The 12,571-nt window shown below is 33.5% G+C and carries 13 protein-coding genes and 1 tRNA gene; 8 read left to right on the top strand and 6 right to left on the bottom strand.

Annotated elements, in window-relative coordinates; all coding sequences use genetic code 11:
• The first annotated feature begins 201 nt into the window (after window positions 1-201).
• The gene (locus HU137_RS05385) at window positions 202-1,110 is read left to right on the top strand and encodes an O-antigen ligase family protein (RefSeq protein WP_182042766.1); all 909 of its coding nucleotides are present in this window, start codon (window positions 202-204) and stop codon (window positions 1,108-1,110) included.
• On the opposite strand, the gene HU137_RS05380 is transcribed toward HU137_RS05385, so the two are convergent.
• Window positions 1,100-2,467, bottom strand: coding sequence for a glycosyl hydrolase 53 family protein (locus tag HU137_RS05380; RefSeq protein ID WP_182042765.1), 1,368 nt, complete (start codon window positions 2,465-2,467; stop codon window positions 1,100-1,102). The two genes, HU137_RS05385 and HU137_RS05380, sit on opposite strands and share 11 nt — an antisense overlap.
• A gap of 173 nt (window positions 2,468-2,640) precedes the next feature.
• On the opposite strand from HU137_RS05380, the gene HU137_RS05375 reads away from it, so the two are divergent.
• The 5 genes from HU137_RS05375 (at window position 2,641) to HU137_RS05355 (ending at window position 8,865) form a co-directional block, all read left to right on the top strand.
• Window positions 2,641-3,885 (top strand): polysaccharide biosynthesis protein, encoded by a 1,245-nt coding sequence (locus tag HU137_RS05375; protein WP_182042764.1) that lies wholly within the window; start codon window positions 2,641-2,643, stop codon window positions 3,883-3,885.
• A gap of 29 nt (window positions 3,886-3,914) precedes the next feature.
• Window positions 3,915-5,024 (top strand): polysaccharide pyruvyl transferase family protein, encoded by a 1,110-nt coding sequence (locus HU137_RS05370; protein ID WP_182042763.1) that lies wholly within the window; start codon window positions 3,915-3,917, stop codon window positions 5,022-5,024.
• A 130-nt stretch (window positions 5,025-5,154) separates the two neighbouring features.
• Window positions 5,155-6,237 carry a glycosyltransferase gene (locus HU137_RS05365; RefSeq protein WP_182042762.1) on the top strand — a complete coding sequence of 361 codons (1,083 nt, stop codon included), beginning with the start codon at window positions 5,155-5,157 and terminating at the stop codon, window positions 6,235-6,237.
• Between the two features lie 35 nt (window positions 6,238-6,272).
• Window positions 6,273-7,379, top strand: coding sequence for a glycosyltransferase (locus tag HU137_RS05360; protein ID WP_182042761.1), 1,107 nt, complete (start codon window positions 6,273-6,275; stop codon window positions 7,377-7,379).
• 79 nt (window positions 7,380-7,458) lie between these two features.
• Complete coding sequence (locus HU137_RS05355) at window positions 7,459-8,865, top strand: exopolysaccharide biosynthesis polyprenyl glycosylphosphotransferase (RefSeq protein WP_182042760.1); 1,407 nt, start codon at window positions 7,459-7,461, stop codon at window positions 8,863-8,865.
• Between the two features lie 94 nt (window positions 8,866-8,959).
• Here HU137_RS05355 and HU137_RS05350 read toward each other — a convergent pair whose 3' ends face one another.
• Entirely contained in the window at window positions 8,960-9,151 is a 192-nt protein-coding gene (locus HU137_RS05350; protein ID WP_182042759.1) for a hypothetical protein, read from the bottom strand.
• Between the two features lie 36 nt (window positions 9,152-9,187).
• Here HU137_RS05350 and HU137_RS05345 point away from each other — a divergent pair, with 36 nt between their 5' ends.
• Complete coding sequence (locus tag HU137_RS05345) at window positions 9,188-10,123, top strand: DUF6427 family protein (RefSeq protein ID WP_246361480.1); 936 nt, start codon at window positions 9,188-9,190, stop codon at window positions 10,121-10,123.
• Here HU137_RS05345 and HU137_RS05340 read toward each other — a convergent pair.
• Both HU137_RS05340 and HU137_RS05335 read right to left on the bottom strand, forming a co-directional pair.
• A complete protein-coding gene (locus tag HU137_RS05340; RefSeq protein ID WP_220457177.1) occupies window positions 10,100-10,888 on the bottom strand; it encodes a UDP-2,3-diacylglucosamine diphosphatase in 789 nt (262 codons plus the stop codon). The two genes, HU137_RS05345 and HU137_RS05340, sit on opposite strands and share 24 nt — an antisense overlap.
• Window positions 10,864-11,316, bottom strand: a complete 453-nt coding sequence (locus HU137_RS05335) for a 6-pyruvoyl trahydropterin synthase family protein (protein ID WP_182042757.1) — start codon at window positions 11,314-11,316, stop codon at window positions 10,864-10,866. Before HU137_RS05335 ends, HU137_RS05340 begins: the two co-directional genes overlap by 25 nt.
• Window positions 11,317-11,348: 32 nt before the next feature.
• Here HU137_RS05335 and HU137_RS05330 point away from each other — a divergent pair, with 32 nt between their 5' ends.
• Window positions 11,349-12,026, top strand: a complete 678-nt coding sequence (locus tag HU137_RS05330; protein WP_182042756.1) for a ComF family protein — start codon at window positions 11,349-11,351, stop codon at window positions 12,024-12,026.
• A 49-nt stretch (window positions 12,027-12,075) separates the two neighbouring features.
• Here the strand turns inward: HU137_RS05330 and HU137_RS05325 are convergent.
• Window positions 12,076-12,146 (bottom strand) — tRNA-Cys (locus HU137_RS05325).
• 38 nt (window positions 12,147-12,184) lie between these two features.
• Window positions 12,185-12,547, bottom strand: coding sequence for a dihydroneopterin aldolase (folB, locus tag HU137_RS05320; RefSeq protein WP_182042755.1), 363 nt, complete (start codon window positions 12,545-12,547; stop codon window positions 12,185-12,187).
• Between the last annotated feature and the right edge of the window lie 24 nt (window positions 12,548-12,571).

Below are 12,571 nucleotides of genomic sequence, written 5' to 3'. Positions count from 1 at the left end.
CTACTTGCTTGCTTTCCATTTGTCGTTAAAAAAGAAGATTGGAAAAAGGAGAACAATAAAATTATCTTTTTATTTACAGGGTTGATTTTAATAATTTTAATCGGAATTCTTGTTTGGAATAGATGGGAAGATTTTTCATTTTTAACTAAAATAATTACAATTCCCGTTATTTTATTTCTTTCAATTCCTATTAAAAACAATATGCCTCCCCTATATGCATTTCTAATCGGCTCTACGAGTTTATTGTTACTTTCTGTTATAAAATTAGGACTTCACTATAATTCCTATCAAAACCTGAATCTGGATGTTGGCGCAAAAGTCAATGAATTACTGATGGGTGAAAGACCTTATTTGGGTTTCATCTATTTGGTTTCCTTTTGTGTATGTCTGTATTTGGTCAGATATCAACGAAAAAAAAGGATAAAAATCTTCCATTACTTATTGTGTCTCATTTTCTGCATATTCATTTTATTTATTTCCGCAAGGCTTTCAATTTTATCTCTACTCATCATAATAGGTGTTGCTGTTTTTTATGCCAAAAATAAAAAACGGACGCTTTTGATTTCTTTAGGAGGAATTGTTGTTATGGCTTTTGCGGGAGTTCTCAACCCTAATTTTATCAGTCGTTTAACAGCAGGATTTGAACAGGACAAACTCGAAATTCAGAAAATAATCTTACTGGAACCCAGATCCCATATTTGGCAGTGTTCAGCTAAAATTGTGAAATCTAATTCAGCAACTTGGATGGGCTTAGGTTTCAAAAACTCAATCAACCAACTTGAAGATTGTTACTTAACCCATGAAAACTTCTTAAATGAAGAACATCGAAAGTTTTTTGTGAAAAGTCGGTTTAATTCCCACAATCAATTTATAAATTTCTATTTAAGCAGTGGGATTTTTTCCTTAATCGTTTTTTTGATCATATTTGTCATGCTTTTCAAAAGCCAATATAAAAATTATGTTTCCTTTGCTTTGGTTTTAGCCTTGTTTTTATTTTGTATTTTTGAAAATGTTCTGAGCCGTCAGCTCGGAGCCATGATGTTTGGAGTCGTTCTATCTATTCTGAGTATGATTAAAACACCCTCTGACCAAGAATTATCTAGTTATTAAATTTAAACCCCGAATTTCTTTCATAACCATTTCGCATGGCGTTTACCCAAAATTCTTCTGACAATAAAATTGTCCGATGAATATCAAAAATAGGGCTTTTCGTTGACAGCTTACTCACCCAAAACCTTTTTTCAACGGGATTGGGCAAACGGTTTAAATATTGTTCATAAACTTGGTCCGTTTTTACTCCACTGATTTCTTTTCTTTCTTTTGCTGATCGATTAAGAGATAGTACTTTTTCAAAATAAACTTGTTGTTCCGATAAAAAAAGTTCTAAAAATGATTCCATTGAATTGGCAGACTCAAATTGCTTGCTCCAAAAATCCAATTCATCCTTTGAAGGTTCTTTCAAAAGCAATTTTTGAAAAACGGAAAAAACATAATTTTCAGAACCATTTTTCTTTTCTTCAATATTAAGTTTGACAACATCAGACACTGGTTTAGGTTCAATTTTATTTGAACCATTCCACTTGAAAATTCCATATTGAGACTGTTCAAACTCTTTATGTAAACCCTTAAGTGACGGCTCATCAAATAATTCGTAAATAAAAAAAGCTTTTATTTCCGGAATTAAATTTAAAGTCCGCATAAACGAATCCATCAAATAAGACTGATCATTGTTATCATCCTCTAAACTCCCATGAGTTCGATTGATTTCGGTTACCCAAATCGGTTTTTTGAATTGACTGTATAAATCCATTATAGCATCTGCAAAAATTTTTTCAGATCCATAAGAAAAGGAATACCATTGATAGCCGATGATATCGTAATCTATTTGATAATCTTCTAAAAGCTGATAATAACCGAAATATAGCCCATTAGAGCTGTTGATGATAGTTTTTGAATTTGGATTTACCTGTTTGATTCCACTTATCATCCCTTTAAAATAGGCAGCTACAATTTTAAATTTATCAACCTCATAATCTGATGGGTAAAGCCCTGTGCTATCATTTTTAAGCAAGCGGAGATCCTGTTCATTCCCTAAAGCATAAACATCGATATTTTGACCATATTTACTGACAAATCCTTTCATTTGCCTTTGACCTCTTAGAAAAGCCTCTTCTTCTGTTATTTGGTAATCATCAAAAAACAAATTAATAAGGATTACCGGCATTAATTCAATTTGATAGGATTGGGACTTTTTTAACAACTCCTCAAACTCATTTTCATACCATACAACATTTCCTTCTAAATCAAGTCGTACATCAAATCTATAATAACTTATCTGATGTTGTTGAAGAATTTGAAGTTGTTGATCTATACTTATTTTTAAATAATCTTTTGAGGTTACCGGATGACCATTTATGCCCCAAATAATGGGTTCATTAGGGTTTAAAATATTTGATTTTTCTTTCATCGAATTTTGGGAATACGGTAAAAGCCCCACACAATTGGTGAAAAAAAGCAAAATGAGGTTAAAAAAAAGAATTTTGATTTTTCGCATATAAAAAGTCTAAACTCCTATAAGTCTCCAAATTTATTTACCTTAGCCCGAATAAAAAAACTCTGGACAAGCATAAATTTATTTCTGTGAAAGTAAATGATCTATTTCAAGATAAATTTTTAATACTAATTGATCAATCGCTCGTTTCATTGTTAAGTTTTGGAGCCGTATTTTTGCTATCCAAATTGGCTTCGGTTTCAGTATTTGCTGATTTTGTACTGGTTTACAGCTATGCAAGTTTTGTATTTATCTTTATTTCCTATTTCATTTCTTCTCCAGTTTTAGTTTTTATCCCTAAAAAATGGAAATCCAATCTATTAATTTATATAATTTCATTACTTATTTTAGCCATAATTGGAACTTTTGCGATAAACTTTATTTGTCGCTATTTTATTAATATTCAGGTGAAAAATGTAAATTTATGGGCATTCTTAGGCCTCAGTTTGGGGATGATTGTAAACGACTTACTGAAAAAGACAATTTTCGCAAGTAAGGTCATTTGTTTTCATGCGAACGTTGTTTCATCCATTTTTTTAGTTGGGTCATTTTTCGCTTTAACTTTTTATTTTTCAAATGAATTATCCTTAAATCTTATTTTGACTTTATATTCCATCAGTTATTTAGGAGCCATCTGCATTACGGCATTTAGTCTTATTAAATGGGGAGGAGTTGTCAATCATCCAAAGCAGCCAAATAACAACAAAATCAAAACCTTTGCTAAAATTTTTAAAGAACATTACGTTTACTCTAAGTGGATTATAGCAGGAGGTATACTATTCTGGGTTTACAGCCAAGGTGTTTTTATATTGGGAGATGCATTGGGAGTAGACGAGTTGGGAACAGCTAAGGTGAGAAGCATTCAAAACTTATTAGGCTTATTTACCATTCTTCTCGCTGCTATGGAGAGTTATTATATTCCATTATTTTCGCAAAAAACTGAAAATCTCTCTGATACGGTTCATCAATTTTATAAAAATCTCAACATACCACTTATAGGTTTATTCTTCATTTCTCTACCATTGGTTTACGGAGTATATTATTTTGTGTATGAAGAAAAATATGGAAATGGTTTTTGGATCATATTTATTATATGGGTATCTCAAATTATTACTGTATATTCTAGGCCATTAGCTATGGCATTAAAAGCAAAAGAAATAACTTCGCCCTTATTTTATACACATCTATTTGCCTCATTGGCCTTAATCATAATAGGCTCTATGGCGATTATTTTTTTAGGAGATATCGGGTTAGCATTGGCCATTTTTATTTCTTTTTTAAGTTCAAATGCAATCTTAGTTTATTATTATAGGAAATTCATAAAAAATACTTAATCTACAAAAAAGGAAAAAGATTACAAGAAATGAAGAAAATCATATTTAACGGTTTTTATGGATACCAAAATACAGGAGACGATGCCTTTGTAGAAATATCTTCGTGGGGAAATCAATATTATTGGCATAATCAAAACCCGGCCCTTTTTACGGGAAATCCTTTACCGATTTCTTTAACACCTATAAAAAATGTTTATCCAACAAATAATACAAACAGACTTATTCAAAAACTCTCAGTTTTTAAAGAGTCTCTTTCGGCTGATTATTTCATCAATGCCGGCGGTTCCGTTTTCAGTAAAATCACTCCTCTCAGTGATATTATTTTTGCCGAAAAAGCGGGAATCTTGAATAAAAGTTTAAAACATGGTAGCATCGGAGTCTCTTTGGGACCATTTCAATCCGTAGAAGATGAAAAAAAAGTGATTGAATACCTGAAAAAGTCAAGTTTTCTTTCTTTAAGAGATTCAGAATCTTTTGAGTATGCAAAGTCACTTGATTTAAATTACGAACCCATACGGGCGTTCGATCTAGCTGCTTTGCTTTCCGAATGTTTTGGTGATATGGAAAAAATCACCTTAGAACCATTGGTTAAAAAGAAAACGATCGGTGTCAGTGTATGTAATTATGAGCGTTTTCACAATGGCGATTTAGAAAATGAAAATAGGAGAAATCAGTTTGTAAAAGATGTCTTGAAACTCCTCTCTGAAAATCCGGAAATTCATTTTAAATTCTTTATTTTCAATGGTAATAAAAAAATAGGCGATGAACAACTTACAAAAGAAATTATCTCGCAGCTGCCTCAACAAAATATTTCTGTTATTCCTTATATGAATAATGTAAAATCAGTATGGCAAGAAATTAAAAACTGTGACTTTATCATTTCTACACGATTACACGCTTCGGTTTTTGCATGTTACGCCAATGTGCCATTTGTTTTGATAGAGTACCATAGGAAATGTGCAGACTTTTTAATGGACATCGGATATGACGAGAACCGAAGAGTTTATGATGCTCAAAAACCGGCAGGAGAAGTTACGGATGGTATTCTGTCCATACTGGCAGGAAATTATCGTTATCCATCCAATATACAGGAAACCATTGAGCGGGCTCGTCTGAATTTTACTAAGATTCGTTTATGAGTCTAAAAAGATCAAAAGAAATATGAAAAATTGCATTGGATACTTTAAAGATTTAAACTTGATTGAAAATTCACTAAATTCAGAAAGGATAATATTTAGTAGATTTCCTTTATAAGAAACTGGTTATTTTATGAGCAAAAACGTTTTAGTTGTCGATTGGTTAGATTTATATGGAGGTGCTGAAAAAGTAATAACAGAAATTGACAAAATCTTTGATTTTGAAAAATATTATGCCTTAACAGATATAAGAAAAGAGGAAGAAAAACATAAATTCTTTAAAAACAATCCTAAAATCATTACTACTCAATTACAGTTTTTCGGTAAATACTTTAGGTACTTGCTACCGTTTTTTCCCTATTTTGTAAATCAAATTAGAATTGACAAAAATGCAGAAGTTATCATCAGTTCTTCGCATAATATTGCCAAAGGAGTAAATAAATCAAATTTTCATCAAAAACACATTTCTTATATCCAATCCCGAAATTTAAAATACATTTGGGATGAAGAACAATTGAAAATTTATTTTGGGAATTTTCGTTTTTTGATTCAGCCTTTCGTAAATTATTTAAGGGCTTACGATGTGAAAAGTGCACAAAAACCTGATGTATTAATCGCTAATTCTAATTTCCAAAAAGAATGGATTAAGAAACATTATAACCGTGATTCTATTGTCGTTTACCCTCCTGTAAATTTATCTTTGTTCCAGCTTTATCCTGAAAAAGAAAACTATTATGTAGCCGTTGGTCGTTTTGCCAAAATGAAACGATTTGATTTATTGATTAAAGCTTTTAATCAAATGCCAGAGAAAAAATTGATATTAATCGGCGATGGAGAGTTGATGCCTCAATTTAAATCCATGGCAAAAACCAATATTGAATTTCCCGGTTTTCTATCTTCTGATAAAGTATACGAATATGTGAAAAAGGCAAAAGCCTCTGTTTATGTAGGAATAGAAGATTTTGGAATTGCAGCAGTGGAATCTCAATCTGCCGGAACTCCCGTAATTGCTTATAAAGTCGGAGGAACTGGTGAAACAATTAAACATGGCGTAACCGGATATTTATACAACAAACAATCGATTGAAGAGATTACGAATGCTGTACGTACATTTGAAACGCTAAAGCTCCCCCCCCCCCACTATATTTCTGAAAAGGCAAATCAGTTCTCAACGGATGTATTTCGTAAGAAAATTATCGAAGCAATCGATTATTAATCTATAAAATACACCATTTTTAAAACACCATTTTTATGAAAAAAGCATTGGTACATGATTGGTATTATGTAAATGGAGGAGCCGAAAAAGTAATTCGTTCTATTAATTCTATGTGGGATGATTTTGAACATTATGCGCTTACTGATTTTTTAACAAATTCAGACAGGGACTATATTCTTAATGGAGCAAATGTTCACACAAGTTTTATTCAAAAACTTCCTACTGCAAAATCTAATCATCGAAAGTTCTTACAATTATTCCCATATGGAATTGAACAATTTGATCTATCAGAATTTGAATTGGTTATAAGCTCATCTTCGTCAATTGCTAAAGGTGTTTTGACTCATCAAGATCAATTACACATATGTTATTGTCATTCCCCTATGCGCTATGCTTGGGATTTGTACCACGATTATTTAAAATCAGCTAATCTCAACAAAGGATTAAAAGGAATTTATGCAAAATACGTGTTAAACAAAATACGTGCTTGGGACATCATCAGCTCAAACCGAGTAGATCATTTTGTAGCAAACTCAAATTATATTGCTGAAAGAATACACAAAGTATACAGAAGAGAATCAGAAGTAATATATCCTCCCGTTGACGTTTCATTTTTTGAATTCCAAAAAGAAAAAGATGAATTTTACTTTACCGCTTCTCGCATGGTTCCCTATAAAAACACCAAACAAATTGTTCAAGCATTTAATGAGATACCTAATAAAAAATTAGTTGTGGCAGGTGATGGTCCTGAATTGGAAAAAATAAAAAAAATTGCCAAACCCAATATTGAATTTGTAGGCTTTATTTCAAATGATGAACTAAAATCCTATTTAAAAAATGCGAAAGCATTTGTTTTCGCAGCACTCGAGGATTTTGGCATTGTTCCGGTTGAAGCCCAAGCTTGCGGAACTCCGGTAATCTGCCTTGGAAAAGGCGGAACAAAAGAAACGGTTATAAATGAAAAAACGGGGGTCCATTTTAAAAATCCGGTTTCAAATGAAATAAAAGAAGCAATTCTGTATTTTGAGTCATTGTCTTTTGACCCTGAGTTAATCAGAGAAAATGTCCTGAAATTTTCAAAAAATAATTTCGAGAAAAAGTTTAAATCATATGTAGAAAGAAAATATCAGGATTTTACTTAACAGTTAAATGAAATGCTTTTAATATCTTTGTCCTTAAGTGAAGGGCGAAAAGGTGAATATAATTTGTAATTCTTAAAAAATGTCAAAAAAAAGGTATTCTCCTTATTCTATTTTACTTTTAGCATTTATTGATCTAATATTTTTAATCGGACTCTTTTTCCTATTCCTTTTTATTCACGATTCAGGCTGGGAAAGATCTTTGCACGGTCTTTTAGTATTCGCAAAAGTTCATTATAAATCCTTAGTCCTTATCATCCTCTTTTGGCTTTTAGTCGCTGGACAAGTTGGATTATACAATAGGTTCCGGTTTTCTCGGTTTTTAGATATTTTGAGGAGAATTGTTTTCCAAATGGTCATATTTGCCATTATCCTTTTTGCTATTTCAGGAGGAAAAAAAGAGAGTTTATATACAAGTATAGAATCATTTTATTTCTTAAGCATCCTTTTTATTTACCTATTTTTCAGTAGATTACTCATTCAAAACATCTTAAAATACTATCGAAAAAAAGGCTTTAACCTCCGTAATGTCATCTTGCTCGGGTTCAATGACAATTCCCAAGGTTTGGAAGATTTACTTGTTAAAAAAGCCGAATTTGGATTAAAAATCAAAGACATCTTTGTCGTTAAAAATCCAAAGGAAAATCAAAGTTTATTGGATCTCAATTCTTTAAATCAATATTTGCAAACCCAGGAAATCGATTTTGCCTACATCTCGCTCGGCAACGGAATGGATGAAAAAATGGTCGGTAAAGTAACCGATATATTGGAAAACAAATACATCCCAATTGGCTTCATCCCAAGTTCTTCATTAGAGATCAAACAGAGTTTGGAAATCAATTACCTCGACAGTTTCCCTATTTTAACCTATAAAAAATATCCGCTCGACAACATCCTAAATCAATTCATCAAAAGAGTTTTTGACATTGCTTTTACATTTATTGTCTTTCTCTTCCTATTATCATGGTTATTGCCACTACTTTCCATCATGGTTTATTTTTCCCAAGGGAGTCCCATTCTTTTCAAACAAAAACGAAATGGCCTGAACGGAAAAGAATTCGATTGTTTGAAATTCCGCACCATGCGTGACGACAAAGACAACAATAAAAAACCAACCGAGCGAAATGACCCGCGTGTGACCAAACTTGGGAAAATCTTGAGAAAAACCAGCCTGGACGAACTCCCGCAATTCATCAATGTCCTAAAAGGTGAAATGTCCATCGTAGGGCCTCGACCGCATATGGTCTCTGAAAATGAAGTCTATGCTGAAATCATTAAGAAGTATTCATTACGTCACTATGTAAAACCCGGTATTACAGGATTGGCTCAGGTAAAAGGATATCGAGGAGCGGTGGATTCAGACAAAGACATGGAAATGCGTATCAGAACTGATATTTACTATGTCCGGAATTGGTCTTTCCTTTTGGATTTGTTTATCATTTATAAAACCGGAAAATTGATGATTTTCGGAGATAAAAACGCCATCTGACGAAACTTTCATCCATAAAAAATTCCTGCAAACCGTCATTTACGCTTCACAGGAATTCAAATTATATAAAAATAATTAGGTCGTTTATTAAGGCTTACCAGCCTTCGTAATCCTTCTCGTTGTCGTTTCCGAACTGTTTCAGTTTGACTAACCACCATCCCATCAACACCATTCCGACGATGAATAAAATCCAGTCAAAAGCATGTCCGATTGGCACCAAAGTGTTTTCAAAAAACCATCTGCATAAATTCGCAAACCCAAACCAAAAATCTGTAATTAATCCCATATCTTTGTTTCTATAAGTGAGGACAAAGTTATAAAAATGTTGGTAAAATTACTCTCTGGAAAGTCTTTTTTCGCTCAAATTATTCTTGGTATTCTTTTTATCCTTTTGTTTTTCATCAAAACACAAACCTTATCCTTTGATTGGCAATCCATTACGGGTATATTCTTGTTTTTTATTTCCATCTTCGTCAGCTTATTATTATATCAAAATTCACCCCTGATTAAACACCAGGGATTGGTCTTTTGGTATTTTCTGATTTGGATGCTTTGTTTTTCAGAAATTTCCCTCGATTTTAAACTATCCGCTGCTCTTTTGATGAGCACATTGCTTTTCTGGAGACTGATTGTAGCCGATCAAAGTCCGGAAAATACCAAATTTCTATTTGATGTCGGCATCCTTTTAAGCATTTCAGGCTTCTTTTTTCCACCTGGTTTTTTGCTCTTCGGATTCCTATTGTTCCTTTTCATATATATGCGGTCCGTAACTTTAAAAGGATTTATTTTATTTCTAATCGGCATCAGTTTACCGTTGATAGTCGGCGTCCAATTGCTGTATTTAATCGGCCAAATCGAATGGATAAATTCCTATCAATCTGCATTTTGCATGGATTTTTGGGATTTCCCCATTTGGGGTTTGATTCCCATCGGTTTGCTTATCATTTTGAGTTGGTTGGATCATTTAGCTCAATCTGCAACTCAAGACATCAACAAACGCCAGAAATATTTTCTGAATTTTCTTTATTTCACCAATTGGGTCATTATCTTGATTTTATTTGCCGGAGAAAATACTGATGCTTTGGCGTTTTTAGGTCTTCCACTCGCTATTTTCCTCACTAGATTTACCCAATACCAAAAATCCAATACGGTAAAAGAAGTTCTACTTTGGCTTTATTTAGCCACGATCTTAGGATTTTATTTTTGGGAGAATTTATTAGAAATCTACGAAGATTTATTGGGCAACGTCGCGTTCTAATTTTAGTTCTGCGCCATCAAAAACCGCATAAGTAAAGTGATTCACCCAATCACCTAAATTCATGTAAAAAGAATTTTCACCTACTTGAATTTCCATCGGCATATGCCGATGACCAAATACGAAATAGTCAAAATGTTCCTTTTCTAACTTTCTACGGGCATATTGCGCCAACCATTCCTTTTCTTCACCGAGGAATTTCACATCTTCGTCACCTGAAATCAATTTGTTTTTAAGCGACATATTGATGCCCAACCAAACGGCGAAATCAGGATGCAAAAGGTAAAAGAAAAACTGGGCAACTTTATTTCGGAACAACTTTTTCATGCGTTTATATCCTTTGTCTCCGGGTCCTAAACCATCTCCATGCGCGATGAAAAATTTGGTTTGATTAATTTGAAATTGCTTTCGGTCATGAAATACTTCCATTCCGATTTCTTTTTCCAAATAATCCCGCATCCATAAATCATGGTTGCCGGTAAAAAAATAAATTTTGATTCCGGAATCTGATAATTCTGCCAATTTCCCCAAAATCCGCACAAATCCACGCGGTACAACTTGTTTGTATTCAAACCAAAAATCAAATAAATCCCCGAGTAGAAATAATACCTGACAATCCGGCTTGATTTGGTTCAACCAATTGACAAATCTTAATTCTCTGATTCGGCTTTCTTCATCATTTGGCGCTCCCAAATGTTGGTCTGAAGCAAAATATACTTTTTTTCCTTCTTGAAGTTGGATATTTATCTGTTGTCCTCCGCCAGCCATTCAGCATAAGATGTTTCGGTTTCATGAAGCCGCATAGAGATCAACTCTATAGAAGCATCTAACTGAGGACGAATCAATTGCACCATATCCAAAAGCATGTTTTCACAAGAAGGTTGATACTCCGTAAATATCACTTTATGTCCTTCTGCCAACAAATGCTCTCCCAATTCTTTATGAGGTGAATTGATATTCAACAAAATGGTATGGTCAAATTGATCCACCACTTCCGCTCTCACTATTTTTTTGATGTCACCAAAATCGATGACCATCCCAAATTTTGGGTTGGTTGGATCCTGAATCGGTGTGCCTTTTACGGTCACATATAATTTGTAGGAATGACCATGGATATTTTTGCACTTTCCATTATACCCATACAATGCATGAGCAGTTTCAAAAGTAAAAGACTTGGTGACGCGAACTTTATTCATTAACTTAATTGTCAAAAACAATTACAAATTTAATGGAAATACTGGCAATAGGACGGTCTATTTTCGATTTATTTTTCCCGATACGATGTCTGAATTGTGATTCGGTCATTTCGCAGCGAAATCCACTTTGTGTTACTTGTGCTGCCGATTTGCCTTTAACACATTGGAATATGGACCAATATAATTTGGCTTTTGAGAAATTGAAACCCTTTTGTAAAATCCAATCTGCCCATAGTTTGTTGTTTTTCCGACATGAAAACGTCACCCAAAAACTCTTGCATCATCTCAAATACCTCAATCATCCTGAAATCGGATATTTATTGGCCGAAAAGACCATTTTTGATGTAGATTTAAAAAAATTCGATGGAATCATTCCGATTCCCATTCATCCGAAAAAATTAAAAAAACGAGGCTACAACCAAATCCTTCCCTACGCCATAACTTTGGCTGAACATTTTCAAATTCCTGTTCGAGAAGACATTTTGATTCGTGTAGAAAATAATCCTTCCCAAGTTTTCAAAAACCGTGAAAAACGCCTGAACTCTATCCAAAACGCATTTGGATTGACAAATCAAAATTTAGAAGGACATTTTATCATCATGGATGATGTGCTGACGACGGGTGCGACGATTTCGACTTGTGTCAACCTCATTCATGCTAAATTCCCAAAGGTAAAAATCAGCGTGATGACGATCGCTTGTGGGGTTTAAGGGTAACAAAAAAGCAACTAACTAAAAAGTTAATTGCTTTTAAATCAAGAGGTTCCGAGCGGATTCGAACCGCTGTATACGGTTTTGCAGACCGGTGCCTAGCCACTCGGCCACGGAACCCTTTTCCTTATTCAGGACTGCAAAGATATAAAATTCGGTTAAACTGAAAATTTCTTTTCGAGGATGATGCTCACTTTTTCAACATTTCCTCCAATCGGCGGATTCATTTTGGACAATTTCACCCTGGCAAAACGCACCATAAAAATCTCTTTTCCAATTCTTTGCAAAACCCTATCGGCTACTTTTTCCAATAATTTGGAGCGGATGGAAACTTCTTCTTTAACGATTCTGTTTAAATGAACATAATCTACCGTATCACCCAATTCGTCTGTTTCTGCAGATTTTGACAAATCGGCCTCGATTTCCAAATCCACTACATAATCTGAACCGATCAACGCTTCTTCATCCAAACAACCGTGATTAGAATAAATCCTGATGTTTTCTAATATGATTTTTCCCATATTCCAAAGTACAATGTATGAGGT

The sequence above is a fragment of the Moheibacter lacus genome, from assembly GCF_014042165.1.
Classification (GTDB): domain Bacteria; phylum Bacteroidota; class Bacteroidia; order Flavobacteriales; family Weeksellaceae; genus Moheibacter; species Moheibacter lacus.
This window is presented reverse-complemented; position numbering and strand designations above follow the sequence as displayed.